At 54.1% G+C, this 26864-nt stretch carries 23 protein-coding genes and 1 pseudogene; 9 read left to right on the top strand and 15 right to left on the bottom strand.

Annotation, left to right across the window (positions count from 1 at the left end):
• Nucleotide 1: 1 nt before the first annotated feature.
• Together FJ695_RS23165 and FJ695_RS23160 are read right to left on the bottom strand one after the other, a co-directional pair.
• The gene (locus FJ695_RS23165; RefSeq protein ID WP_141187643.1) at nt 2-874 is read right to left on the bottom strand and encodes a branched-chain amino acid ABC transporter permease; all 873 of its coding nucleotides are present in this window, start codon (nt 872-874) and stop codon (nt 2-4) included.
• An 82-nt stretch (nt 875-956) separates the two neighbouring features.
• Nucleotides 957-2177, bottom strand: a complete 1221-nt coding sequence (locus FJ695_RS23160) for an amino acid ABC transporter substrate-binding protein (protein WP_141187642.1) — start codon at nt 2175-2177, stop codon at nt 957-959.
• A 156-nt stretch (nt 2178-2333) separates the two neighbouring features.
• Here FJ695_RS23160 and FJ695_RS23155 point away from each other — a divergent pair, with 156 nt between their 5' ends.
• The 5 genes from FJ695_RS23155 (at nt 2334) to FJ695_RS23135 (ending at nt 6128) form a co-directional block, all read left to right on the top strand.
• Nucleotides 2334-3206, top strand: coding sequence for a helix-turn-helix domain-containing protein (locus FJ695_RS23155; protein ID WP_168206468.1), 873 nt, complete (start codon nt 2334-2336; stop codon nt 3204-3206).
• Between the two features lie 309 nt (nt 3207-3515).
• Nucleotides 3516-3884: a hypothetical protein gene (locus FJ695_RS23150; protein ID WP_247653718.1), complete on the top strand. Its 369-nt coding sequence runs from the start codon at nt 3516-3518 to the stop codon at nt 3882-3884.
• Between the two features lie 340 nt (nt 3885-4224).
• Nucleotides 4225-4926, top strand: a complete 702-nt coding sequence (locus tag FJ695_RS23145; protein WP_141187640.1) for a GAP family protein — start codon at nt 4225-4227, stop codon at nt 4924-4926.
• 237 nt (nt 4927-5163) lie between these two features.
• Entirely contained in the window at nt 5164-5667 is a 504-nt protein-coding gene (locus FJ695_RS23140) for a YqhA family protein (RefSeq protein ID WP_168206467.1), read from the top strand.
• A gap of 134 nt (nt 5668-5801) precedes the next feature.
• Complete coding sequence (locus tag FJ695_RS23135; RefSeq protein ID WP_141187638.1) at nt 5802-6128, top strand: nuclear transport factor 2 family protein; 327 nt, start codon at nt 5802-5804, stop codon at nt 6126-6128.
• Nucleotides 6129-6236: 108 nt separating this feature from the next.
• On the opposite strand, the gene FJ695_RS23130 is transcribed toward FJ695_RS23135, so the two are convergent.
• The 5 genes from FJ695_RS23130 to FJ695_RS23110 all read right to left on the bottom strand — a co-directional run bounded on the left by FJ695_RS23130 (nt 6237) and on the right by FJ695_RS23110 (nt 10772).
• The gene (locus tag FJ695_RS23130; protein ID WP_141187637.1) at nt 6237-7100 is read right to left on the bottom strand and encodes an outer membrane protein; all 864 of its coding nucleotides are present in this window, start codon (nt 7098-7100) and stop codon (nt 6237-6239) included.
• Between the two features lie 28 nt (nt 7101-7128).
• Nucleotides 7129-8283 (bottom strand): HlyD family secretion protein, encoded by a 1155-nt coding sequence (locus tag FJ695_RS23125; protein WP_141187636.1) that lies wholly within the window; start codon nt 8281-8283, stop codon nt 7129-7131.
• A complete protein-coding gene (locus FJ695_RS23120) occupies nt 8280-8531 on the bottom strand; it encodes a DUF3302 domain-containing protein (protein WP_141187635.1) in 252 nt (83 codons plus the stop codon). Before FJ695_RS23120 ends, FJ695_RS23125 begins: the two co-directional genes overlap by 4 nt.
• 78 nt (nt 8532-8609) lie before the next feature.
• Complete coding sequence (locus FJ695_RS23115; RefSeq protein WP_141187634.1) at nt 8610-10190, bottom strand: sulfatase-like hydrolase/transferase; 1581 nt, start codon at nt 10188-10190, stop codon at nt 8610-8612.
• 156 nt (nt 10191-10346) lie between these two features.
• Complete coding sequence (locus tag FJ695_RS23110) at nt 10347-10772, bottom strand: hypothetical protein (RefSeq protein ID WP_141187633.1); 426 nt, start codon at nt 10770-10772, stop codon at nt 10347-10349.
• 193 nt (nt 10773-10965) lie between these two features.
• Between FJ695_RS23110 and FJ695_RS23105 the strand changes: the two genes are divergently transcribed.
• Nucleotides 10966-11868 carry a LysR family transcriptional regulator gene (locus tag FJ695_RS23105; RefSeq protein ID WP_141187632.1) on the top strand — a complete coding sequence of 301 codons (903 nt, stop codon included), beginning with the start codon at nt 10966-10968 and terminating at the stop codon, nt 11866-11868.
• Between the two features lie 27 nt (nt 11869-11895).
• Here FJ695_RS23105 and FJ695_RS23100 read toward each other — a convergent pair whose 3' ends face one another.
• A complete protein-coding gene (locus FJ695_RS23100) occupies nt 11896-13848 on the bottom strand; it encodes a multiheme c-type cytochrome (RefSeq protein WP_141187631.1) in 1953 nt (650 codons plus the stop codon).
• A gap of 376 nt (nt 13849-14224) precedes the next feature.
• On the opposite strand from FJ695_RS23100, the gene FJ695_RS23095 reads away from it, so the two are divergent.
• Together FJ695_RS23095 and FJ695_RS23090 are read left to right on the top strand one after the other, a co-directional pair.
• Entirely contained in the window at nt 14225-14857 is a 633-nt protein-coding gene (locus FJ695_RS23095; RefSeq protein WP_141187630.1) for a tyrosine-type recombinase/integrase, read from the top strand.
• 338 nt (nt 14858-15195) lie between these two features.
• Nucleotides 15196-15954: a hypothetical protein gene (locus FJ695_RS23090; protein ID WP_141187629.1), complete on the top strand. Its 759-nt coding sequence runs from the start codon at nt 15196-15198 to the stop codon at nt 15952-15954.
• 135 nt (nt 15955-16089) lie between these two features.
• On the opposite strand, the gene FJ695_RS23085 is transcribed toward FJ695_RS23090, so the two are convergent.
• From FJ695_RS23085 to FJ695_RS23075, 3 genes are all read right to left on the bottom strand, one after another.
• A complete protein-coding gene (locus tag FJ695_RS23085) occupies nt 16090-18372 on the bottom strand; it encodes a TRAP transporter fused permease subunit (protein WP_141187628.1) in 2283 nt (760 codons plus the stop codon).
• A gap of 131 nt (nt 18373-18503) precedes the next feature.
• The gene (locus FJ695_RS23080; RefSeq protein WP_141187627.1) at nt 18504-19493 is read right to left on the bottom strand and encodes a TAXI family TRAP transporter solute-binding subunit; all 990 of its coding nucleotides are present in this window, start codon (nt 19491-19493) and stop codon (nt 18504-18506) included.
• A gap of 158 nt (nt 19494-19651) precedes the next feature.
• On the bottom strand, nt 19652-20566 hold the full coding sequence (locus FJ695_RS23075; protein ID WP_141187626.1) for a LysR family transcriptional regulator: 915 nt from the start codon (nt 20564-20566) through the stop codon (nt 19652-19654).
• 141 nt (nt 20567-20707) lie between these two features.
• Between FJ695_RS23075 and FJ695_RS23070 the strand changes: the two genes are divergently transcribed.
• The gene (locus tag FJ695_RS23070; RefSeq protein ID WP_141187625.1) at nt 20708-21781 is read left to right on the top strand and encodes a tartrate dehydrogenase; all 1074 of its coding nucleotides are present in this window, start codon (nt 20708-20710) and stop codon (nt 21779-21781) included.
• Nucleotides 21782-21991: 210 nt separating this feature from the next.
• On the opposite strand, the gene FJ695_RS23065 is transcribed toward FJ695_RS23070, so the two are convergent.
• From FJ695_RS23065 to FJ695_RS23050, 4 genes and pseudogenes are all read right to left on the bottom strand, one after another.
• A complete protein-coding gene (locus FJ695_RS23065) occupies nt 21992-22873 on the bottom strand; it encodes a hypothetical protein (RefSeq protein WP_141187624.1) in 882 nt (293 codons plus the stop codon).
• On the bottom strand, nt 22873-24240 hold the full coding sequence (locus FJ695_RS23060; protein ID WP_141187623.1) for a DNA methyltransferase: 1368 nt from the start codon (nt 24238-24240) through the stop codon (nt 22873-22875). Before FJ695_RS23060 ends, FJ695_RS23065 begins: the two co-directional genes overlap by 1 nt.
• A 1273-nt stretch (nt 24241-25513) precedes the next feature.
• Nucleotides 25514-25654, bottom strand: a pseudogene (locus FJ695_RS23055) (transposase); the annotation flags it as partial.
• Nucleotides 25655-25819: 165 nt separating this feature from the next.
• A complete protein-coding gene (locus FJ695_RS23050) occupies nt 25820-26836 on the bottom strand; it encodes a cyclic nucleotide-binding domain-containing protein (RefSeq protein ID WP_168206466.1) in 1017 nt (338 codons plus the stop codon).
• Nucleotides 26837-26864 lie beyond the last annotated feature (28 nt).

Raw genomic sequence — 26864 nt, 5'->3', positions numbered from 1 at the left:
CTCAGCTCCGGGCCGAGCCGAACAACCCCTGGGGCCGCCACAGCAACACGATGATGAAGAGAAGATAGGTCGATGCCAGAGACAGCCCCGGATCAACGTAGGAGGTGACAAACGTCTCGATCACCCCTAGAGTCAATCCGGCAACAAGCGCGCCCATCAAATTACCGACCCCGCCCATGATCACGATGATCAGGGCCTTCATGGTGAAGACGACACCGCCGGCAGCCGAGAAAGTCACGAACATCGAGACAAGAACACCGCCCGAGGCTGCCAAGGCACCGCCAATGGCGAATGCCGTGCGAGCCACCTTATCGACCTCGATGCCAACAAGCGGAGCAGATTCCGGCGAAAAGGCAACTGCCCTCAGCGTTGCACCCCAGCGGGTATGTGTGATGAGGAAATAGAGCCCGCCGCCCAGTGTGAGCGACAATACGAGCGCAATCACCCGGCTTGCAGCGATGATTACACCAAAGATATTGACGGGTGTATTGAGATAGGAATAGCTGGTGAAGTCGCTGCCGAATACAACAAGCATGACGCCCTGCAAGACGAACAGCAAACCGAAGGTCGCCAGGATGCTATCGGCTTCGAGCTGGCCTCGACTGGCTGCCCGTTTGACCAGCGGATGCATCATCACCGTGTAGATCAGCCAGGAAACGCCAAAGCCGATAACAGGTGCAATAAACAAGGTCACGAGAGGCGACAGGTTTGCATAGTCAAACAGGATATAGGCGCAGAAGGCTGCAGCTATCATGAATTCGCCATGGGCAAGGTTCATGATTCTTGAAATTCCGTATTGCATTGAGAGCCCGAGAGCCACCAAGGCATATGTTCCGCCCAGAACAAGGCCGAACAACAAGTTAGATACAAGCATTGGGAACACCCAAGTGTCAGACCGCGGCTAGGGCGATCAGTGAGCAAATACCGGCTTCCACATAGGAAGCCGGTAGTCTTAGTTATCTCCAGGCCGGTTTTGGAATGACAGGAGCCACTGCTCCGTTGCTATCAGCCGGTGCTATTGCGGCAAAAGTGGCGCCTTGCCATTGCCCTGCCCACCACAGTGAGCGCAGCTGGTTGTTCTCAAGAGAAACTTTGCCCATGATCGTTTCGAACTCACCAGATGCGATCTCTTCGGCGATTGCCTCGCGATCAAGCCCAACCCTGCGGATAGCTTCCTGCAGTATTTGCAAACTGGTATAGGTGACCGCGCTGGCCCAACTGTCCGGCGGATTGCCGATTACATCCGTGTGATTGGCAAAATACTCCTGGATGGCTTCGCTGCCTGACTGGACGCCACCAATCCCCATTACACCTTCCTGCTGTCCGCCTGAAATCTTCTTGAAGACAGGAAAAGCTCCACCAACACCGGTATAAAAAACTTTCGGGTTATAACCGGCAACCTGAGCCTGTTTGGTCACGCCAAAGGTGCCCGGAGGATAGGAAAAGGCGACAAAGCTGTCAGCGCCGCTGCTTTGGGCATCGTTTACAATGGCCGCAAAATCCGAAGTCCCGAGCGGATATGACACGTCATAGGCCAGCTCAAAGCCCTTTTCTTCAAGAGCCGGACGTGCGGCATTCACGAGATCGATACCGAACCCGTCAGCTACCGAAATCATGGCAACTTTATTGTTGATTTTCCCGGCGTCCCGGGAAGCCCCCAAAACATCGGCAAGCGCTTCCGCGTAGTCGGATCCACCTCCCAGAAACCAGAAACTTTTATCCCAACGCTTGGCAAATTCGGGTGCCTTGTCTGTCACAGCTGTAACAGCCAGATGCGGATAATCGAATTTGTCCATCAATGGCGCGATTGCCAGGTTGAAACCGGTACCCCAGGGCGGAAGAATGAGATCAACCTTGTCCTTGGTTGCCAAACGCTGGATCGCGCGGACAACTTCCTCGGTCTGACTTCGGTCATCATATTCAACAACTTCAATCAGCAGGCGTGTTCCGTCCGGAAGCTCTAAACCGCCTGAGGCATTCACGCCTTTTATCCAGAGCTTATAGTTGGGAATGGTTGTGATCCCAGCTCCGGTCGCATTGGCACCGGATTTGGAAACGGCATATCCGATCTTGACGGAATTTCGGTCATCTGCGAACCCCGGCACCGCTGCGAAACCGAAAGCGGTGGTCGCAGCCAAAAGGCCCGTAAGCATATGTCTTCGGGTGAATTTCAGCATTTCATGTCCTCCCAGAACTGAAACAGCCTTTCATCCAGCTCCTTTTTCGAGCTCATCGTTCGGCTGCATCTCAATCATGAGCGAACAAAACCCGAAAAAAATACACTTGTACGGATGTTAATTGCACTTGTAAGAGAAATAGAGGAGGTTTCTGGTATGAGAAAAACGCTCGGCAGTGCATCGTCCCTACTCTCTATTCAGATCCATGACATTGAAAGTCGGCTTGCAGCCACAACGTTCAACCAGCATCAGGGTCGTCATTGGTTAATCGCACTTGCCCGCGGAAACTGTAGTCTCAGAAGCACAAGACTGAACCTCGAATTGGAAGGCGGACAAATTGCGTGGATCCCTGAGGAAGCCAATGTGAACGCCGTCTTCGACGCCTCCACCCGCGCAATTGTTGCTGCCATTCCACCTGACGTCTTGATACGAACCATGCCAGACGGCGCACCTGGTGAGGATCTGCCGATCTACCTGCGATATCCATTTTCGCAGACCAGCTCCGATCCAAACATGATGAAACTGGCAGTGTCCTATCTCCTCACAATGAAAGAGGAAGTCTACGAAACGAAACCCGGTTCTGAGCAAATGCTGTCCAACATTTGCTCACTGCTTTTTGTCCATGTTTGGCGACATTTGCACAGGGATAGTACCGCCCGGCCAATCCCCCGGTCCGTTGTCGATAGGTTCATCGCGCTCGAACGCCGGCACCGGACTGAGCACATGACGATCGGGAGTTATGCAGACAAAATCGGCGTAACGCGGGACAAATTGGCCGCAGAGGTTCGAAAGGCTACAGGTCTGTCGCCACGTGCCTATATGCACCGGGAACTCATGCGTGAAGCAAGGGAATTACTGGAGGTATCCGCGCTTCAGGTCGCTCAGATAGCGTTTCGCCTCGGTTTTTCCGACCCTGCGTATTTCAACCGCTTTTTTACTCGATATGCTGACATCAATCCGGGCAAGTACCGCAACCGGGCCCGGCGCCAAAAGAACCAAGAATCGAACAGCTTTGCTTCCTGGCCGTGAACCGAATAAGCAGGAGCTATTATGCTGTAAAAATGAGAGCAATTTTACGCAGATAATCGAGCAACAGTCCCTGCGCCTGTGTCGGCACCCACCCGCTGCGTTAAGTCACGCCGATATTGCGTCCGGGCCAAGCAATCCCGGCCTCCAACTCGACCAGCGTACCATTTTCCACTTCCCGTCAGGCTTGCTGGCCGGAGATGCAGCCGAGAAGATCGCTCTTGGCGAGAAGCTCCCGCATCAGCAGTATCGAGCCACACTCAACAAAGCTGTCGGGAATTGAAATGGCTTGGTCTGCGAACAGGGTATGCGATGGCCATCATTGTCAGCATCGGCGATGAAGTCGCCTATGCCTTCACCTCTGATGCATTCAAGAGCCTGGGCAAGTTGGCGTTCCTGAAAAAGGGCTCGCCACTACCAGAAGGGGCGACGCGCCGCTTTAACGCCGATCCGGCGAATGTTCTCGGTGCTAGGCGCAGCGTTGACGAGACCGATCTCGCCATCTGGTTTGATGGACCGCGCAAGATCAAACTCGATGTAGAGATTATCGGCCTTGGTAAATACGGTTACACATTAACCGTGCTGTCCAGCGAGTTGCTTCCTGAGGATCCCTTTGATGAAGAGGACGAGGACGCAGAGCTGGGGAAAAGCTGGACACCTCGTTTCGCCTATGGCCGATAGTTTTATATATATCGCCGACATTATTAGTCTCCCGTGTGGGGGCTATTTTTCGTGAGCTCTGGCTGTAGCGAATGTCCGGGTTTGGATATTGACGCTGAAGACCTGAACGACCGAAATGAGGACGCATAGCGGCCACTCATCCAGGGATCGCCTCACTGCAGCTTTGGGGCCGAAAACGGCAAGGCAGCTCTTGGCTGTATGGCCTGCAAAGCAGACATTTCTAATCCCTTCAAAGGATTGTTATCTATGGAACGCGATAGGTGTAAAGATAGGCATTGAAACAGATCCTGGTCGCAGGGTCATAGTGACCTTTTAGGTGCGCTGAATTCAGGAGACTGCAATGGCTGAACTGCTTCTGGTGCTGACACCTATTGCTTTGTTAGACAGTACCTCGATTGTTCCCCTTTGCATTGTGGTCTTGATTGTCCTGCTTGGAGGCCCAAGCCCTCTTTTTCGAAGCGCGGCCCTATTAGCGGGTGTTTTTCTTACTTATCTGGCCTGCGGACTTTTGGTCATGTTCGGCTTGCAAAGTGTGTTTGAGGCGATCAACGACTACGCCATTAAGGTCTGGCAAGCGCCGAACACCGCGGAGCTCATGTTTCAAATCCTGGTCGGTGTCTTATTGGTCATGTTCGGTCTTCGAATGACCAAAACGCCTGAAAAGCAAGATGAAAAGACGGCCCCTGCCTCGATGACGGCAAGCCAGGCGCTTTTTACAGGGGCTGGCATGACGATAGTCGGATTACCGGGTGCTGTACCTTACCTTGCCGCAATCGACCTTGTTCTCAGAAGTGATTTGGCGACTGCGCAAACTGTCATGGTCTTGTTTGCCTACAACATCGTATTCATTTCGCCGCTTGTCGTTATTGTAGCCGTGAGCCTGTTGTTTGGTGAGCGCAGTCGGCCTCTTTTGGATCTAATCCGCGGCTTTTTCGATCGATGGGGTCAGCGGGTTATTGTCGGTCTTATGCTTGCCTTTGGCGTGATTTTGGTAATTGACGGTGTCGGCTGGTTCTTTGGCATGCCCTTGATCCCCGTCTAAGGCGCTTCGTTGTAGCGGTAAGATTGACGGGATCTGCGACACTTCGATCTAATTGCTTTCCATTTGAAACGCTGGCCAACAGATGTCCTGGGTCGATAACGTCCTGTGAAAAAGTCCTGAAGGCTGGCACGGGGCGTTTCAAGCCTGTGCTTTTGCCGAACCGCAATGGACAAAGTGATCAGGAGCTGTTCCCATATCGATTGGATTTCGTGGTGAATGCGAAGGTTGGAGGCCCTCTTGCTTGAAGTTGTCTCGCGCGGCACACGGTATGTGTCCCTAGTGATGGTTCTGACTTCGTTCGTTGGAGCAATTGCGCTCACCTTCATTGGCGCTGAGAAAATGTTCCGTGGTATATGGGACTATTTCACACGTGCGATGCCTGCCAATGTTATCGAAGCGGCGGGGCCGTCTGACTTGTTCATCGTTCGCGCGTTGGAATCGCTCGATGCATTCTTGATTGCGTTCGCCCTTTTCACCTTCGGAAACGGGATCCTGTTCTTGGTTGTTCTTTCGCCTCAAACCGAGAAAGATCATGTGCCGGAAGTATTGATTCCCACGAGCATTGGGGCGCTCAAAACATCACTTATGCAAGTCGTGATCGTTGTCTTGGCTGTGTATTTTGTACGCGTTGCCTGGTTGGAGATCGAAGATCTGGACTTCAAACTCTGGGCAATTCCTGGTTCCATATTGTTCCTTGCTGCCAGCATGTGGTTGTCCAAGGCTGCAACACAAAACAAGTAGTGGGGAACTAAGTGGTCTCGCGGACTTCTACTTCCGTGTGAGATCGCCGATACAGAATTCTGATATCCAGTTTCACTGAATTGGGAACAGGCAATTCCTCGATTGCAAGGACAGCTGCAAATTGAAAAACCAAAATGAAGTTTTCTGAAAAATGGCAAGCGGCATTCGACAACAGAGACGCGAATGCCTTCAACGACATAATCGATGACGACTTCGAATTTGTTCGTCACTTATCCGGCAACGCCCTATCAAAAGAAGACATTATTGGAATCTGGACCAAAGATGGACCTCGACCGGAACGGCGCGACTACCGAATCGTCTATGAAAACGATGACATTCTGGTGTCCCACCAGTTCATCCATTTTCCCAATGGTTCTGCTGAATCCGTCATCGTGGTTATGCTTTTGAAAAACGGCAAACTTGCACGCATGGAGACTGGCGCTACCCCTATGCCGACTTGAAGTCGGTCGGCAGCCTCCAACACCGATCCGGTATTTGGCTCAAAACTGGCCTGTAGACCGACACAGAAAAACAGCATCGGCACTGAATCCTGGTCGCTTAAGTCCTGTTCACCAGCGATAACTCAAACCGACGTATGGCCCATGCTGCGTGACATCATAGCCAAACTCATTGCTGCCGGAGCCGCTCGAATAGTCGATATCATAAAGCCGGTAGCCGAACCGCATTGTGGCCTTGTCAGTAAACCGGTAACCGGCAATGCCATTGAGCGACCAGGAGAGGTTTTCGCCGGAAACTCCGAATCCGGACATGTCACCGCGCAATACGAAGTTCCACCGGTCATTGAAGACGAAATTAGCTCGAGCCCCAACCACAGGCGAAACCCAGTGTTTGTCTTCTCCAAGGTTGGCTGTGAACGGAGGAGGCAGACCGGGACTAACCTGAATTTTTTGCCTCAGATAATTGTATCTTGCTCCAGCTGTGACGTCGAATTCAACACGTTGATTGGGATTGCCCCCCGTCGATAGCGACGCAAACCGGTACCCGATCATCGTGTCGATGATGCCTTGTCGAATATCTGCCTTTACCGTTCCGCCACTTGCAGGGCCGATGTTTTGGTTGGACAAGCCGAGGTTTACATATTGCGCATCAAGCACAAAACCAAAGGCACTGCCGTCATTCACATCTCGTTGACGCCACGCTTCCCCACGGCCTGAAATAGCGAACTGGAGAAGATCGAAAATCTCATCTGGCCCCAGATCAAGATCAACCGCACCGCCATCAACTGTCGATGTCCCTTCGACGGATAGAGGAATAAAGCCATAACCGCCCAACTCGAACGTCCAAGGAGAGGCGTTTTGGATTGGTTCATAAACGGGTGTTTGTTCAACCGGAAGATCTGCGGCCAGCGCGGTGCTTCCGAGCATTGTCGCGAGCAGGCCCACTGCAGCTGTTTTGAGCATTATACGTGTCATCTCGAATTTCTCCCGCCTGCGCGCTTTTTCAATTAGGTCTAACATAGTTGAGCCAAGCGTCCATCCGGATCATTACTTTCCGTATCAAGTGCGTTGCCTGAACGCTATCAGTGTAAACCGCTGCACTGCCGCCTGCACCGCCAATTGGCCTGATGTCTTCGGTCGGAATATTTTCGACAGTCAAGACGACGCCCATGTCTTCATTGGCATCATGATGCGACTCGAGTGATGGTAAAATGCCATCCGGTGGCAACTGGCCTGCAACATTGATCGATACGATCGAATCGACTGTCGCTTTGTAGATCTGCCCCGGCTGGTAAGCGAATGTGATTTCAGCGGCCTGACCGGTGTGAACGAACCGTGCCCTGGTCTGCGGTATTGCAACGACGACCCTGTTCTTGGTCGCAGGTGCAAACGCCATCCAGGATCTGAGCGGAAGGTTGCTGACCCTCTGCCCTGGCCGCAAAGTCAGCGCAAGAACCATACCGTCAGCCGGTGCAAGTACAGAGGTTTGTTCCAGATCGTAGATTGCCTTTTGCAAATCAGCTTCCAGGCGCGCCACCGTGGTGTTGACACCATCAATTTCGGATCGGAACGCCAGCCGGGCTTGCTCTTCGGTTGCCTTGGCGCGTTCTACGGACGCTTCGGCAGCCAGATAGGTCAAACGCCGCTGTTCCACTTCGCTTTCGCTGAAAGGCGTGCTTTGAGCATTCGCCCGGACGGCGTTTTCATTGGCTGTGCGGTAGCGATCAAAATCGTCCTTTGACCGGTCCCGATAGGCTTCCGCTTCTTTAACCGTTGCAGTTGCTGCATTCAGGCTGGCTTCCAGTTGCGGTACTGCCTGACGCGCTTCTTCAAGTGCTGCTTTTTTCTGATCAACGACCGCCTGGAACGGAACCGGATCGATCTTGAACAGGACGGTGCCTTCCTTAACCGGCTCCAGAGCTCTGACAGGAACATCAATCACTTCGCCAGAGACATTCGGGACGATTTCAATCACCGACGCGTAGGAGCGAACTGGTCCGCTTGGCGCGCCCCACTGCATGGGGATGAACAAGACGATCAACAGAAGTACCAGCCAGATCAGCGGTGAGACCTTCCAGAAGATGTTGAGCCTGATGATCGCGACCTTCACCAGTCCATAAAGAACACCGCAATAACAAAGAGTGAGAAACGCGATCATGTCGATGTCTCCTCAGTTTCGCCGACTGGCTCTGAGCCATCAGCGTAGGCCCAGATGAATGCCAGCGGCATGAGAATGCCTAGGGTTAGAGCCCCCCAATATCCGCACATCGCGACAGCCTCGGAACGGGGGTGGTTCCTCTGGGTTGCGATTTTTCCGGGCCAGATCGCCAGGAAAAGCCAGATGCCGATGACAGCTGCAATCAGCACCAGGAGCACCACCAGAGCAAAGATACTAAGGATATCCATTGGAACTCTTCCTTTGCGGTCTATTGAGATTGAGGGGCGCGAACGCCCCTCATTTTGGTTTTCTACTTTTCGTAAGGATCAGTCGTGAGCCGTCAGAGTTTCGTCTTGCGGTGTCATTGGCTGACGGTGCGGGAATTGCTGAACCCGGCCCATGTGAGATCCGAGCAATTTCTGCATCGGGGCAACGGCGAACAGACCTGGATAGAGCTTGCCGTATTTCTCGCCCGGGTCGCGTTTGACGTTATAGAAATCCATTCCCGGCAAACCACCCTGAGCTTCTTTGATATGGATCTTGAAGTCTTCGTAGCGCAGCGCGCCAAGAACAGGTCCGCTGTAGTGGGCCATAAAGTTCCGGCGGCCGTGGCCTTCGCCGTTCAAGAACAAAGACGTCTGGTCGACACCGTCAGTAATCCGGTCGTTCGGGATATTGTCCATGGCACCGCCCAGACGGGCAGCAGTGGTGTAAAGATCGGTCACATGAAGCATGTCGGCCGGATCTTGACCGGGCTCGATCATGCCGGGCCACCAGGCCATCGCCGGAACCCGAATACCACCCTCCAGAAGCTCACCCTTGGAACCCTGTAACAGGGTGTAGCCGGAAGTCGGATAGAAGGCGTACATCGGACCGTTGTCGCTGATCCAGACCACCAGTGTGTTTTCCGCAATGCCCTCAGATTTCAGGGTATCGAGCAGCTGCTTCACATGCTTGTTGTGAAGCATCATGAACGATGCCTGCCGATTGTTCTTGTCAACACCGGGAGCATCAAGAAACTCCTGGGACGGTGCTATCTGAAGGGCATAGGATGCCCAGTAGATAAAGAAGGGATCATCGTCATTCGCATGATCTTTGACATAGTCGGTGATCTGCGCAATCGACTCGTTTTCAAAGGCTTCCTGCCGCTCAGGAGAAAGAATGCCAGCGTCGCCCTCGATCGGTGACCGGCCTTCCCCCTTGCGACCGACATAACCTGCGATCGAGAGATCTATGCCGGTGCGTTCCTTGTAGGTCTCGTAACCTGGGAAATCGGCAAAGGGGAACGTACCGCTCTTATCCTCATATGACGCCTGCCAGTAGTCCGGGGCACCGTTGAAGAGGCCGTAATAGGCGTAGTCATAACCTTGGTTCTCGGGGGCGTGCTCCGGTAGATCGCCGAGATGCCACTTGCCCCACATGGCTGTGTTGTAGCCTTCCTCACTCAGAATTTCGGCGATGGTGACTTCGTCTTCTGACAAGCCGTCTTCCATACCGGGCCACAGGACTGACAGAAGCCCCGTCCGCACTGGATGACGGCCTGTGTTGAGTGCAATGCGAGTGGGGGTACAGGATGGTTCGGCGTAGGCTGACCATAGCCGCATGCCTTCAAACGCCATTGCATCCAGTTCTGCTGATGGCGTGCCGCGGTGTTTGCCTCCGCCCTGCCAGCCAAGCTCACCCCAGCCGATATCGTCTGTCAGGATGTAGACGATGTTTGGTTTCTTGCCGAAGCGCTCCTCAAGAGCAGCGAGCTTTTGATTAATGTCAGCATCCTCAGAGGCCCAAGCGGCTGCGTTGCGCTTAGCAAAATCGAGATGCGGGCCATCTGGTTCTATGGCCAATGCGGCCGGAGTAGCTGTAAGCAGCAAAGCCAGCAGAGAAGTTGTTGTCGCAATATTCCTCATGATTTCCTCCAGTTTTTGATTGCGTAAGTTCAATTCAGCAATCCAAAGGCGAGCTTCAGGGTAAGCACTCCCAATAGGAGCACCGGTTTCACTTCAATTCGTGGTGTTCCTACTCATGCGCGTTGACGCTTATTTTCAGGGTTGGTTAGTCGGACCTTATTCGGTCTTAACACTGTCAGCGTGTAGCCGGGCATCGACCGCTTCGGAGACGGCTACCTCGGCCTCTCCGACAGCAAGAGTTGCAAAATCGATTGCGAAGAACGCGTTCTTCTCCAAACGATCGGCCCGATGTTCAGCGCGTTCTGCGCTGACTGCCTGCTTCTTGCTCTCAATGAGGACTTTCAGCTTGTGCGCCTTGTCCTTCAGCGATTGGTTCATGTCGGTCCAGGTTGCAGAGACTTCGTCGTCAGCGGTGCGGATTTCGTTTTCGAGTTCCTGAAAAAATGTCTCAACGTCTGCCTTGAGTTCACTAACTTTGCGATCCCGTTGCTTCGTTTTCGTTGCCTTGAAGGCTGTTATTCGGGCTTCGATATCGCCGACACGAACAGACAGGTCCGACAGCTTTTCAGAAAGCGTTGTCATTGCCGTATCTCCTTCGTTTGGCCTGTCGCCAGGCGCAGTTTTCCCGTTCCCTCAAAAGCTGTGCTTTTGGAGGCGTTTCTTCTTTCGATATGTTTTGATTGGCTCGTTGGCCTAGAATGAACTCTGTCACACTCAGGCAGTTTGACCAACTAGGTACTTGGAATTTTTATAATTCCAAAATAGAATAATATAGATGGATCAATTTGTTGCAATGCGCGCCTTTGTGCGTGTCGCCCAGGCAAAAAGCTTTATCGAGGCTGCAAAGCTGGAAGGGCTGGCTCAGGGAACGATCAGCAAGCGCGTAGCGGCGCTCGAAAAACACCTCGGCGTCCAGCTACTTCGCCGCAATCAACGCGAGGTTTCCCTGACAACCCTCGGTGAAAACTATTACGAAAACTGCCTGCGTATTCTGGATGATCTAAACGCGGCTGAAACGCAGATCCGCACGGATGCGCAAACCCCAGCGGGACTTGTCCGTCTGTCCATGTCACCGGTTCTATCGCGTCTGGTCATCGCTCCATTGATCGCAGAATTTGTTCAGGAATACCCCCGTATTGAGGTGCTGTCTTTCTTAACAGAACAGCATGTCGACATTGTTGGTGAGGGCGTTGATCTGGCCATTCGCGCGCGTCATTTGGACGATTCCACCCTGATCGCCTCCCGGATTTCATCCAATCCTCTGTCCCTGGCAGCTGCCCCATCCTACCTTGAGAAGGCAGGCAAACTGGATACGCCAACAGACTTATCGGCACATCGATGTGTAGCCTTCAGCCGGATGAGATCCGCCCAAACCTGGCACTTCTCGAAAGGAGAAGAAGTTGAGGAAGTGACGATCACCGCCAGCTTGTTGGCCGACCAAGGCGACACCCTTGTAGAATATGCGGCCGCCGGAGCAGGCGTGGTTATGATGCCGGAATGGATCATGTCGGACCACCTGAAGTCCGGGCGGCTGATCAAACTATTGCCGGACTGGTCACCGCCAAGCATCCCCTTGCACATCGTCTATGCTGCGAGCACGGCTGTTCCGCTGCGCATTCGACTGCTCACAGACTTCCTTCGCCGCACCATCCGTAGCCGGAACTTGCTGCCTCGCTAGTTGCATTTCGTGAAAAGGTATCCAACCTCACCGGCGCGGGAACTGGTCTTTAAGCGCCAGAAGTTCAGGTGTGCCTGGATTGGCTGAGAGGGCCTTTTGAAGGGTTGTCTGCGCCGAAGCAAAATCCTGCAAGCCAAGTTGAAGCCGGACGATGAACACCCAGGCCTGAACCAGCTGAGGATCAAGGATCGTGACTTCCTTGAATGCGGCGATTGCGGCTTGCCAGTTTCTCATCGTCAGGCTGGCTCCGCCGATGGCCATGTGCGTTTCTGGAAAGTCTGCCTTGGCGGCGAGCGATGACTGCCATTCATTCGAAACTCTTTGCGCGTTTGCAACAGCCGTTTCTGGAAGGCGGATCCCTCGTAATCCAAGCAGCTGGCGCGCAGCCTCGATCCTGACGGTTTTGGTGGGATCTTCCAAAGCCGCTACAACCCGGTCCACTCTTTGCTGGTCCGGAACAGTCTCCTGAAGTTTCAAAGCAGCAGCTCTGACAATCGGACTGTCATCGCTTAGGAGGCTTGCTGCCGCTTCGGACAGGCCCTGATCGCGATAGCCGGACAACAAATCCAGTGCGGACGCCCGGATAATGGTCGGAAACGTTTCGTGACGGGCGATTTCGAGAAGGTCTTTCCCCGCACCGGGCGAACCATTTCTTGCCGCATGAAAGGTATCACCGAAATGTTGGCCCCGGTGTGGGCTGCCTGGAAACCAATCCTCAAGTTCCTTTGCCGCCCATTCAGCTGTTTGGTCCTCATGGCAATCCGTACAGGCGTTCGGTGTTCCGATTCTGACGGAAAGGTCTGGCCTTGGAATCCGGTAGGAATGGTCCCGGCGATCGTCGATGCCCATGTAGGTGCGATCGATCATGTGACAGGAAACGCATTGCGCGCCGTCCGTGTCCGGCTCGTGGAAATGATGGGTTGGGTTGTCGTAGTTTTTGAGAACAAGCGTTGGAAAATCCGCATTGCCTGCAAGCGAGTGGCACTGGGTGCAGACTGCATTACCGTCCGCTTTCAGTACGCCGCTATGGACATCGTGGCAATTGGAACAGCGCACGCCTTCCTCATACATCTTGGACTGCAGGAAAGACCCATAGACATAGACCTCGTCCAGGATCTGTCCGTCCGCGTGATAAAGGCCCTGTCTTAAGAGGGCGAGCCTGTAGGCATCATGATAAGGTGTTCCGGGAAGCGGGTTGCCGTCCTCATAAGGCTCTCGTCTGGAATGACAGCCCGCGCATTGTTGGATTTCTGTTTCTGCGCTGTCCTTCGAAAAGCCAATCACCAGCCGGGCATTGGTCAAACCCGGAAACGGGCTTTCGGATTTTGCAGTTCCGCCATTTGCCCAGGCGACATGCGCGTCTCCCGGCCCATGACAGGCTTCGCACCCAACGCCGACCTCGACTTGAGTACTGTGATATTGGCGATCCCGAATATCGTAGTTCTTTTCAAATCCTGTTGCATGGCACTCGGCGCACCGGCCGTTCCAGTTTTTGTACGACCTGCTCCAGTGAAATCCGTCTTCTGGCTTTAATTCCTGATCTTCATAGATGTGGTACCAGGTCTTTTTTTGCTGATCCCAGGCGACATCAAGCGATTGCATTCGACCCGGTTCTGTTTCGATCAGGTATTGCTGAAGCGGATAAATGCCGCCCACGCCAACGACTTTCAGAACCTTGGGTGCATCTGCAATGTCTTCTGTTTCAACAAAATAGGTGCCATCTTCCTCAAAGAATCTGGTCGTGCGTCCCTTGTGGGTGAACTCAGCGTCGCCGAAATCTCCATCGACTGTGGCTTCGCTCGGTTCCATCCAAGCCTTTGCGTGGTGAGACTTTTGCCACGCGGCCGCTTCTGTCTCATGGCAACCGATGCATGCCGCGCTGCCTACATAATCCGGCTGTGTTGCTGTTTGGGCCGTGGCTGAAAACGCACCTGCCAGAAGAAACGAAAAACACAGACACAAACGCAAGAATTCAATCATGCAAGGTGATCCAACTGGCTGGCCGTCAAAGGGTAAAGTGGCTGTTCAAGATCGTGAATTCAGATGACGGTAGCACTCGGAAGTACGGAATGGCCAGCTGCATGGCTGCGCACTTTCCGATTAACTTTTGAGAGCAGGTTGATACCAAGTGAAATTAACTTACACACAGCGGTAGTTTGCTTGCTTGAAATGTCCGCTTTTGGGTGAAGAACAAGACCTTCAGATTGTCTGGTTTGAGGATGCGAAGCTGCCACTCATTGAGGCCACTGCCTATGGCGGCTATGGGCCGTTTTAATGTTTGGTAGCGCTTTTTGTATGCTTGAGCGTTCAAATGTCTTGAACGTTGAGGCGGGATGGAGCGGTTAAGGAGATTGCTATGTCTTCTTCAAATCTACCCATGATTATTCAGGCTCAGAAGACGTGGAACAAAGGACGATTGTTGGGTCAGAAACGTCCGCTGCTGCCAAAACACGTTTGGGCCATTCGAGTACGATTGGAGTTAGCAGGAGCCGTTCGCAATTTGGCGCTCTTTAATCTCGCCATCGACAGCAAGCTGAGGGGCTGCGATTTGGTCAGTCTCCGGGTTGCGGATGTCTTCGCTGCAGGCGCTGTCAAAGAACGGGTGTCGATTGTTCAACGGAAAACGAAGACATCTGTCCGGTTTGAAATCTGTGATGGGACCCGGAATACTCTCCTGCAGTGGATCTCTCATCCAATGATGATCGGGCATGAGTATCTATGGCCCGGCCGATTTCATGACAGTCCCCATATCTCTACCCGGCAATATGCGCGTCTGCTTAAAGACTGGGTGAAGTCGATCGGATTGGAACCCAGTGCCTATGGAACCCATTCGATGCGTCGAACAAAGGTTGCTCAGATCTACAAGAAGACCGGCAACTTGCGGGCCGTCCAGTTACTTCTTGGTCACACAAAGATGGATAGTACTGTACGTTACCTAGGCGTTGACCTGGAGGATGCGCTTTCGATATCAGAGAGCGTTGAGATCTAACAAGAAGGGCCGGTTAAAACCGGCCCAAACGTCCAGTGCATCGAAACAAACAAGATCGTTTAGAGGTAAAAACGGCCCCAATCCGGTCATTTGACCGGACCACAGCAAACGGCAGCATCCCGCCCATTCTGGCTATTGCTCTGCCACGCAACAACGCCCGAAGCGGGTGCGTTCTTGAGCTGTGACCGGGTTTCAAGCCCAGCTGGGGGATCCTCCGGCTCTGGTCATTTCCAGAATATTGGGCGCAAACAGGAAGATGAACCAGTTAATTTTCCGCAAGGATACTATCCGTTTACGGCGATGCCTTATTGATGAAAAAGCAGGAGGGGAGATCGTCAATGTTCATTGAAGACGTAATGAAACGGTTTTTTCAAAACCTGTTCGCAGGTGTTTGCTTGATCCTCGGAACTGCTTCCTCTTTCGCAGCCGACCGCAGTATTGCTGTCAGTTTGGGCGAAATACCCAACCGCGCCGAAATGGGCCCTGATGGAAAACCTTGGGGCACCTATGTCGAGATTTTCCGCAGGTTGGATGACGTGTATGAAGGCGTGAGCTTTAAGATTGGAGTGTTTCCCTTTGCAAGATCCTTCAACAACATCGCTTCGGGCCAGGCCGATATTCATTTTCCAATGGGTCCTGCAACCGCGAATTCAAAGCTTCATTTCGTCCCGGAACCACTTCTGGAGTTACCGCTGGTTCTTTATTCGAGAATTGAAGCGCCGTTGCGTCCGGGCGGCGATTGGTCCGGGAAACTTGTCGAAGCGATCGGCGGCGGCCAACTGAAGGAGTTCGGCATTGAAATCGGCACAGAAGACAATCCGCGGAGTGGATTGATAAAGGTGTCTCTTGGAAGAATTGACGGGTTCATCGGAGAACAGAGCGTCGTGGACCGTGCATTGCGCGGAGCAGATCTGAGCAATATCCATCGGGAATATCTCAAGTCCATTCCATTGGGTGTTGGCGTTCAAAATAACGAGACAGGCCGTGAACTGGCGACGGAACTGGTGGATTTGATCAAGACGCTAAAGGACACACCTCATAACAGAGAGTTCTTGGACTCCATTTTTCCTCCTTATGACGATTGGCAGATGTATTGAAATGCAGGGTCGCTGGTCGAACACTCAAACCCTGCCTGGTATTTCTATCAACGTCCTGCTCGTCAGCCTCCGCGCCCATGTGCGTGATCCTTGGACCTTAATCTAACAGCATACCGGGATACCGGCGGCGCGGCTTTAGTCGGCACCGCGAACAGGAATGCTCTCCCCGGCCTTGGGATGAACGAGACGTTGCACAACAAACACAACGGCCGCAACAGACAAGCCTGCCAGATCGGTCCAGAGGCCGCCTTCGATCATCAGGAGGGCAGAGGCAGCCAGACCCAGGCGCAGATAGGACGCTGCGGCCTTGCCGAGGAACCAGCCCTGGACGCCTGAACTCAAGAGGAACACGCCCACGATTGCCGTTCCGCCAGCGCGTATAATGTCGATTGCATCCCCCTCCATCAGAATTGCCGAATTGTAGAAAAACATGAACGGCACGATGAACGCGGCCAACCCAAACTTGAAGGAAGTCACGGAGGTCGCCATCGGGTTGGCGCCAGAGATCCCCGCAGCTGCGTAGCTCGCCAATGCCACCGGTGGCGTGATCGCCGAAAGAACGGCGAAATAAAAGACGAAGAAATGTGCCGTCAGGGTCGGAATTCCAAGCTGCACCAGCCCCGGGGCAACCACCGACGCTGCAACCGCGTAGGCTGCGGTTGTCGGCATTCCCATGCCCAGCAGGATCGCGATGCACATGGCAAAGAACAGGGCGAGAAGTTGGCTGGTTGCAGCAAGATCGAGAAGCAGGCTCGAAAACCGCGCGCCGACGCCTGTCAGGCTGATCACGCCGACGATGATGCCGGCGCAGGCGCACACGGCGATGATCTGGATCGACATGACACCGGCCAGTTCAAAGGCCTTGATGATCGCGTGCAGTCCCATGCGATGAGGCGTGAACCAAGAGACGACAGCGGCCGCGACAGTCGCAAGCGTTCCGGCGCGGATCACAGAATACCCCATGAAGAGGGCAGCGATCAGTATGATGATCGGCAGGAAGAGATAGACCCTCGCCACCATGTCGCGGAAATTTGGCAGTTCATCGTCGCGCATGCCCCGCATGCCGAGCTTTGCTGCCTCGAAATCGACCATGAAGTATATCGAAACAAAGTAGAGCACCGCCGGAATGATCGCTGCGATCGCGATGTCCTGATAGGGAATGCCGGTGATCTCAGCCATGATAAAGGCGCCCGCTCCCATGATCGGCGGCATGATCTGCCCCCCTGTCGATGCGGCTGCCTCGACGGCTCCCGCTGTCCTTTTCTCGTAGCCGACCCGTTTCATCAGCGGAATGGTGAGAGAACCGGTGGCGACAACGTTTCCGGCGGAGGTGCCGTTGATCATGCCCATCAGCCCGGATGCGAAGATCGCCACCTTAGCCGGACCGCCACGTGCGCGCCCGGCCGCGGCAAACGCAAAGTTCACGAAATAGTCGCCCACCTTGGAGGCCTGAAGGAAAGCGGCGAAGATGATGAAGAGAATAATATAGGTCGACGAGACGGCCGTGGTCGGCCCCAGAATTCCGGCATCGGAATAAACATGACCGAAGAAGCGCTGCCATGTGTAGGCGCTTTGAACTGCCAGAATGCCGGGAAGCAGATGGGCGGTGAACGTGTAAACCAGAAACACGGCGGTGATAATGACAAGCGCAAGGCCTGCAACCCGGCGCGTGAGTTCCAGGATCATCGCGGAACCTGCCGTTGCGGCAAAGGCGACCCCAATCGGCACAAACGCGGTGCCGACGGAATTTCTGGCCGCGGTGTCATAGATCGCGATGAAATAGATCGCCACAACAATGGCGCAGCCTGCGAGCACGACATCGGACGAAGCAAAGCGTTCGCGGCCCCGGCGCTCGAGCCAGCTCGCGACAATCGCCCCAAAAGTTGCAATCAGCAACGGTATGCCGAACCACCAGACTTCGTTTTCGTAGATCTCCGTGCCCGGAAAGGCTGCCCAGGTCGTTAGGCCACCCATTTGGGGCAGTGTTCCGGAATGGATCGTATGAACGAAAGTGATTGCCGTTTCCCCTGAAACGAAGGCCGGCACCAGAAGAAGCAGCGCGAGGATGCTGACCAGACGTGTTTCGCGATGCGGCGCTCCCGCGGCATGAAAGACATGAGCGGAAAAGAGCAGGAAACCGAGTGCCAAGGCACCGGCAATATGCGCGATACGGAAGTTCCAGGTTTCCATCGGAAACTGCGGCAGGAAGGGAATGGTAATCCCGGTCCATTCTGAAATGGACACGCCATTAAGCGCAACCATATGAAAAGCAGCGTAAATCGCGGACAGGCCCGCCATAAAGAGATAGGCGCGCCCGTCGAAGAGACGACGATTGCTCTCGATCGGTTCTTCATCAACACCTTCAGCAAGAACTTTGTCGCCTGGGTCCTCGGCTGACTGGTCGGTCTTGTTTGTCATGGGGTCCTGCAGCGGCCGATGCGAGCGGCCAAATCTTATTTTGCCGGATGCCGTCACTGCCTCGAGGTCAGACGGACAGCGGTGCAGTCCAGTGTCTGCACGGGGAGATCCCGTGCAGACACGACCAGCGATCAGTTGCCGTAGATCATGTCGGCGGCAATGTCGGCGCCCTGTGTTTCCTGGAACCAGCGCGCTGCTCCCGGGTGCCACTTCATGACCTGGTTGCGGTCCCAGAACTCCGGCAGCGTCGAACGGGCCGCCTTGTGAGTGGCGACCATGCGCTCATTGTCGGACATGACCGCCTTCACGATGCCGTACACGAAGGTTTCAGGCAGATCGCAGTTGGCGATCGCGAAGTTCCACATGGAGACGGACCGTGCCGGGGCCTCCAGCGTTGTGTAGCTGTCTGCTGCAATGTCGAAATTCGCCACGGGGAACGCCTTGGTGATTGATGCCTGTTCTTCTTCCGTGAACTCGATGATGTTGATGTCTGTCTGCACTTCGAGCTGGCTGACAGCCGGAACCGGCACGCCCGCGGCAAAAGCGATAACGTCCAGAAGGCCATCCTGCAACTGGCTGCCGAGGTCCGACCAGCCGCCGTTGCGGCGTTCAAACTTGACACCGAGTTCTTCCATCATGCGTGGGAAATAGGTGTCGGACGTCGATCCGGCCGGGCCAAAGCCAATGCGCGCACCCTCAGGAATATCGGCAACGGTTGTGATGCCCGAGGAGCTCAGGGCCGTGATCGAAAACGGGGTCTGGTACATCGGGAACATGGCGCAGGCCTTGTCCATCTGCAGTCCCGGAGCGATGGGATTGGACCCGGCTATTGATTCCGCCGCAGGTCCCATGGTGGTCATGCCGAACGGCAGGTCGCCTGAATGAACCAGGGCCATGTTCTGCATCGGCCCGCCGGTGACTTCGGCAGCACCGGACACACCAAGCTCTTCACCGGCAATGTTCGCCCAGCCTGTACCGTATCCGAAATAGGTGCCGCCCTGCGATCCCGTTCCCACGGTAAAGCTCTCGGGCCAGCCGGTCTTGTCGACTGTGTCTGCGACCGCTGCGGTTGCGGTCAATGCGGCGATCACAAAGGCGCCGGTCATCATGCTGAATTTCATGAGTTCCTCCAGATATTCTTCATGAAAGGTCCGTTGTCCGAGCCCACATCCTCCTGCGGACGGCAAAGACCGGCCCTTCACCAAGATTGCACGCTAATCCGCCGCCACGGCGCTGCACAGCGCAGAGAAATTATATAAAAAAATGGAATAATTAATGACTATGCCGAAATGGCAAGCTGCTCCACATGCTGATCGAGCGTTTGCAGAAGAGCGTCGCGCGATGAATCCCGCGTGTCACGAACCCAGGCGACCGAAAGAGCCAGTTTGTTCTTCGCAGGCCCGGTGGGCAAGTCAAGCGGAACGAACGTAACGCCGCCAACTGCCAGCCTGGAAATCCAGCGTGGAACAATGGCAATGCCGACACCTGTACTCACCAAATTGACAATGGTCTGTTTCTCCTCCGCAATCTGCGCAACACGCGCGGGCAAACCTGCCTCGAGAAACAGCTTCATCGTCAGATCATGGCTATGCGGCCGCGATCCCTTGTCCGGGACGATTAGCGGCTCATCCGCCATGTCCTCGACGCGTATTCGATCCTTTTTTGCAAGCGGATGCGTATCCGGAACAGCAACAACAGCTGTTTCGAAGAAAAGGGATCTCAGAACAAGGCGGGGGTCCAGAACCTCGGGTGGCCTGACGATTGCGACATCGAGCCGTCCCGTCAGCAGACGGGGCAACAGGCGAATGGTCTTCTGCTCAAGGAGCTGGATGTCGATCTCCGGATGCGCCTCTCTGAAGAGCGGGATCAGTTGTGGCACAAGACCGACGGCGGCACTGTCTATGGCCCCAATCCGCAGGACAGACGCGTTGTCCCGCTGGCTCTCCCGGAATTCGGCTTCGAGCCGGTCGGCGCGGTCCACGACATCGCGGGCAGCTTCCAGAAGATCGCTGCCGGCCTGGGTTAATGCTACGGTCCGGGTCGTTCGCGTCAGCAACCGGCTACCGAGACTGTCCTCCAGCATCTTGATCTGGCGTCCCAGTGACGCAGGGAGGATATCGAGCTTTTGTGCGGCGCGGCCAAAATGCAGCGTATCTGCGACTGCGATAAAGCACTTCAGTTGACGGAGTTCCATGGGTCTCTTTGATTATATCATTTTTTTATATGATCGAACCAGCATTGCCGGAATGAACAGAGATTGCAAGTCTGGCGGCAATTCGACGGCAGGCGTGGGAGGACATGCGCTGCTGCCAGCCCCCAAAAGCAGGAATTTGTCATGCGCAGCTATCAGATTGCAGCCATCCCGGCCGACGGCATTGGTCCGGAAGTGATTGAAGCGGGATCGGAAGTTCTGGCTGCGCTCGGACAGCGCTCCGGGGATGTGAGTTTTGACCTGACCTTCTTCGACTGGGGATCAGACCGGTACAAGAAGCATGGCGAGATGATGCCCTCCGACGGACTGGAACAACTCAAGCCCTTCGACGCGATCTATTTCGGTGCCGTCGGCGCACCGGATGTCCCGGACCATATCACGCTCTGGGGCCTCAGATTGCCGATCTGCCAGGGGTTCGATCAATATGCCAACGTGCGGCCCACCAAGATTATTCCCGGCGTCACCTCGCCCCTGCGCAATATCGGGGTTGGGGATCTCGACTGGGTGATCGTCCGGGAAAACTCCGAAGGCGAATATTCGGGAAATGGTGGGCGCGCCCACCGGGGTCTGCCGGAGGAAGTCGGCACCGAGGTCGCAATCTTCACCCGCGTCGGCATCGCGCGGATCATGCGCTACGCCTTCAAGCTGGCTCAGTCGCGGCCGCGCAAGCTGCTGACGGTCGTGACAAAGTCGAACGCGCAGCGGCACGGGATGGTGCTATGGGATGAAATCGCGGCAGAGGTCGCGCAGGAGTTTCCGGACGTGACGTGGGATAAGATGCTGGTCGATGCCATGACGGTTCGCATGGTCAAGAATCCGCAAAGCCTCGACACGATCGTTGCCACCAACCTGCACGCGGACATTCTTTCCGATCTCGCGGGCGCGCTTGCCGGCAGCCTCGGCGTTGCGCCGACGGCCAACATAGATCCGGAGCGGCGGTTTCCGTCCATGTTCGAACCCATTCACGGCTCGGCTTTCGATATCACCGGCAAGGGCATTGCCAATCCCGTGGCAACATTCTGGACGGCTTCCCAGATGCTGGATCATCTGGGCGAACAGGAATCCAGCCGGCGTTTGATGACTGCCGTTGAACGCGTTTGCGATGCAGGCATCCTCACGCCTGACGTCGGCGGCAAGGCGACGACGCGCGAAGTGACCGATGCCGTGATTCAGGCGATTCATGGGTCAAATACGTGACGAGATTGACCCGAAGACCACGTCAGTTCTCCGTGATTGTTGAAAATTCGATGCTTTAGTCAGCCTGCAAGAAAGCGGACATCTGCTTGCACCGCAACGAACGTCCGGATCCCGCCCTTTGTTGTCTTTGCACGGGCTACCGCATCGAGATTGAATATCGCTTTACTTGGAGTTCAAGTGACTGTTTTGGCATGGTCTCCGCTGCGCTGATCATTCAAAGTTTCGGGAGATCCGGTTCTGCAGTTCAGCTTCAATTTCTCTGTCGGAATTCAATTTGCCGTCTTGCGCGAGTTTGAAGAGGTCGGCGCATAAGGACAGATATTGCCCAATTCTCACAAGCGATTGCTGATAGGGGGGCAACACCCATCCCCTTGGCTTCGGCCGTCCGATCGCGGTCCATGCACGATGTGTTTCCCGCAATAACTCGCGCTTTGTCCATCTGTTGTGGTGCATCAAGTCGTAAGTGAGTTCCGTTTCTGATTTGATGAAGCGCTTTGGCAGGCTGTGGTTCATGACTTGTGCAAGAACCATCGCCAACGCGCCGGCAAAGGGCTCTCCAGTGTTTTCTGTCGAAGCGATAACCGCCGGCTCTCCAATCCGTTCCTCAAGCACGGATTGCAAAATCAGTACATCTCGCAGAGCACAGCATTCTCTGACGGTTATTAGTTCAGTTTCATCAGATGGCCCTGCAATCTTAAAACCCTTGCCAGGCAGTACCTTTATGTCATCTGGATGCGGAAGGACTTTTTCCGGGTCTTCACCCTTTGCGAGCGCCTGATCGAGGAGCTGTTGCTGGAGGTCTTTGTATTTCTGCCCGAGTTCAACGTCATCGTTGATCTGTTGTTGGTGCAGTTGCTGAGCTGCATTGATTTCGTTGAACGCGTTACTGAGGGCGTGAACGGAGCCATTCGCTGCTGTTTGCAGAAGTTTCCGCGACACAACCTGATGAATGCTCACTTCTTGTTGTTCGCCTTCACTGACGATCGTGACCTTGCGGTCCGCTTCATCCAGAAGTGCCTGTTGCAACGAGGTGAGGGCAGGGCGCTCGGCACTTGATGCGGGGCGGCGGGACTTGTTTCTCTTAACAGCCATTATCGCGCTCCCTCGCCAGACCAGCTCTCAGCGGTCGGTGCGATATTGCGTCCGGCCTCAGGTTCGAACGCACGCTGGCGTGTAACCTCGGCAAAAGACAGTTTGGTCTCAGCCAAATGCGCCGGCTCACCAGTGATGCGTTCAAATCTTCGAATGATGGTGTCGCAATAGAGCGCATCAATCTCGATCAGCCTGGCTTTACGGCCGCATTGATCAGCGGCTATCAGGGTAGAACCCGAACCGCCAAATACATCCAGAACAACATCGCCGCGTTTTGAGCAGTCCCGAATGGCATCAGCTATGAGCGCTACCGGTTTGACGGTCGGATGCATGGCAAGATCGGATTGCCGAGTCGTGCCAAGAGAACTGATACCAGGATAGTCCCAAACATTTGAGCGATAGCGGCCGGTCTCGCCCAGACCAAAATTATTGACGTGTGGCGCGGTTCCCTTTTTGAACACGAAGACAAGTTCATGTTTGGAGCGGTAAAATGATCCCATGCCGCCGTTGGTCTTGTTCCAAACACACAAGTTCTTGAGTTCATCAAAGACAGTCAGGCCCGCATTCAGCACCTCGCGCATATGTCGCCAATCCATGCAGACAAAAGCAATCGCCCCGTCGGCAAGCCGTGAAGCAGAAGTCTCAAATGACTGGCGCAGGAAGTCTGTAAACCCAGCCTCGTCCATTTCTCCGGACGCAAAGGCAAATTCGCGATGTTTTATCCGGCCCAAACCGCTGACATGACCATCGATTGGGACATTGTATGGAGGGTCAGTAAATAGCAGGGATGCCGGTCGATCTCCGCAGAGCCGACCGACATCGTCCTGGGACCGAGCATCGCCGCATAGCAGCCGGTGCTGTCCCAAAATCCAGAGATCGCCTGATTGTGTCACCGCTGGACCCGATGCGACCGGTTCAACCATATCCAAATGATCGTTTGTTACGGAAGAACTGCTTTGGTTGCTGGCGATGGTCAGGTCGATTTCTGCCGTCGAAAACCCTAGATCCTCAATGTCAAAATCGAGATCCATCAGGCCTTGCATTTCGATGGCGAGCAGATCCCGGTCCCAGCCTGCATTTTCTGCCAATTTGTTGTCAGCAAGAATGTAGGCCCGAACCTCTTCGTGCGACAGGTGCGATAGCCTGCGAACTGGAACGTCAGCCATGCCGATCAGTTTGGCAGCTTCGACACGGCCATGGCCAGCAATGATCGTGTTGTTATCCGATATGAGCACTGGATTGCAAAAGCCAAACCGTTTGATGCTTTCTACGATCTGTTTGATTTGTTTCTTTGAATGGGTTCGGGCGTTGTTCTTGTAAGGAGCAAGGCGCTCGATCGGACACAGGTCTTCATTTGGCGGATGCATCTGCATTCTCCATTTGGCCCGCCGTCAAGGCAAAGGGCCATGTTCGATGATTTGAATACGCTGGAACTAAGGAGAAGGTTACAAAACCACAACCAACGCCCGCAACCGGCCTGAGGCAGAAAGCAAAACTGTTTCCGGTCAATGCTGTTGGTGTTTAAAAGCCGTTTAAAGACCCTTTAAGAGGTGTTTAAGACCCGTTTAAAACAAGTTTGCCGTGCCACGCCAAAATCGGTTCCATTATCATAGAATATTTTTCCAATCCGTCTGTGGATTATGGCGAATATTAGAATGAAGAGGCCGAAAAGGCTCGCGTACGCCCATTCTCAAACCATGCATAATGCACGTGAGCAAGTGTCTGACAGACCTCGTAAATCACGGATCACACAACCGCAAAACGCCATAGCACAACACCAAGTCACGCCAAAATCAGTTTGCGCAAAGACATAGCGATCCCGGGTTAGGGCATGTTGCGACCGGTAAAACGGCGGACAATCCCGCATAACGGCAATCCGATCCCGCTTAACGACAATCCAATTCCGTCTAACTGCAATTGTCTTGCACCCAACGGCACGATTTGGGCCGACTTATCTCGCTGAACAATGGGTGTCAGGTGGCCCCGAATGCCCATCTCACCCGCATTTCCGAAACAAGATATCCGTACCATACCGTTCAAGTTTTTGAATAATATTGTCTTTTTGAAGATTTGAAAGGGGCGGTTTTTTACCTGGTATCGTGATTTTCAGCGCGCAAAAACCGAGACCAGCTCGCCAAAAAATAAATGCACAGCCAGTTTTCCCAAATTTTCAATAATTTATCATGATCGGTCGGCAATTGTCCGACTTCTCAAAGTCTTGTGCTGTCTCTGTTTTGCAGGTGAAGACAGGTCCTGCCTTTACTCTGGCGCTAAATCGCAAAAGTCTCAGTTTGCGCTTTTTGCGCATGGAGTTTGGAATTGGTTGGCTAGCCGATAGAACGAATAAGGGTACGCTGTTCTTCAAAGCTGCTTGGTAACGTCTGGCGCAAGAGCCAGTCCGTGGTCAGGGTTACCCGGCGGCGCGAAGTCTGCTGATGGTTGCTCGAACGCTCGGGACCTTCCAGCTCTGCTTTTAGGCCAGAATCGAGGACCAGATGCCGTTGGCATATCAATCAGATCCAAGATCTCAAGCTGTTTGGCCGAACAGGAATGTGAGGTCTTTGATGGATGGGGTGCGGATCTGTTGCAGCCAATGGATGAAAGCCGTTTCTTGCCGGCCTCAATAAACTCCTTCGATCATGTGTAACAAAGGCCTTGAGAAATCCGCTCGCGGCGGCACAGTTCGGCGATCGAATACTCCCCGCGCAAACCTTCCAGAACAATGCGGATCTTCTTCTCCGCAGAGAATTTGCGCCGTGTCCTCCGGCGAATATCTTTCACTTGCTCTTGGGCCGTTTCCCGTGGCCCGGATTTCTATCTTATCTTTCCCCCCTTGGCGGGCCAAGTTGTACCAGAAATCCTAACTAAGAAATTTCGCCGATATGTCTCACGGTTGCTGAAGGGGACCACCGGCTAGAGAAGCTGCTGCGCGGGCAGTGAGGCGAGTTAGATCGCGACCATCAAGGCCGCAAGAACGCCGAGCCAGTAGTGCAGAACGATAACCCCGGCCAAATTGTTCTGACGCAGATAAACATAGCCAAAAACAATGCTCGCAAAGAATGTGATGACCACGGCATCAACACCGAAGGTCAGATGCAGGGACGCGAAAATTGTACTCGTGAGCAGTACCGAACGATGACCCCTCGTGTCCGCCAGAAACTTCTGGAACAACCCCTGAAGCAGGCCGCGGGATCCGATTTCCTGCATAACGGTATGAATGAAGTATTGCGCCAGGAACAAAGCGTCTACTTTGACGCCACCAGTATCAGGAGCCTGGGCATCTTTGAAGAAAAGATAATAAATCAACGCTGGAACGGACAGCACCAGACAGAGTGCCAATGCTTCACCAACTGACCGGAACAGCCCCTCCCGTCGCAAACCCAACTGGCTTGGCGGGATTTTCATGGCTTTGATGATGATCAGGCATGGAACCGCAAACAGAAGCACCGTTTGCCAAGAAAAACCGGGATCGTAGACGTCTTTCACGTAGCGTTCGGCCACAAGATAAAAGAGGGTTGTTGAAATGGAATAGAGCGCGATTGTGAAGACCAGAAAGTAGCCGAACTGGTTCTGTAATGACTTGGTCGCCAGCTGTTCGCGAAGAGCAGACAACATGTCATCGCTCAAACTGCGGGCACGCTTTACCACGACACTCGCAAGTGCCGCTTTCAAGTCACCTGCAACGGCTGCCCCATCAGGAAGGGCTTTCAGCGTTTCCTCTGGAACTTTCACAAGTGTGCAGGGAATTTGGGCTATGACCGACGCCGCCCGAGGCTCTCCGTCTAAAAATGCCAATTCCCCAATACAATCGCCGACAGAAACCGTGCCCAAAGGTATGATTTCGCCTTCGGGGCCAACCCTGGTGACACGTGCCTGACCTTCAACAAGGAGGAACAAGTCAGATGTTTCCTCGCCTTCTCGGACAATCGCATGGTCTCCAGCAAAATGAACTACCTCGGACACCGAAACGATCCGCTGAAGTACGGCATCG

Source organism: Labrenzia sp. PHM005 (genome assembly GCF_006517275.1).
Classification (GTDB): Bacteria; Pseudomonadota; Alphaproteobacteria; order Rhizobiales; family Stappiaceae; genus Roseibium.
Note: the sequence above shows the minus strand (reverse complement) of the source record. Positions and strands in the feature narration are given on the sequence as shown.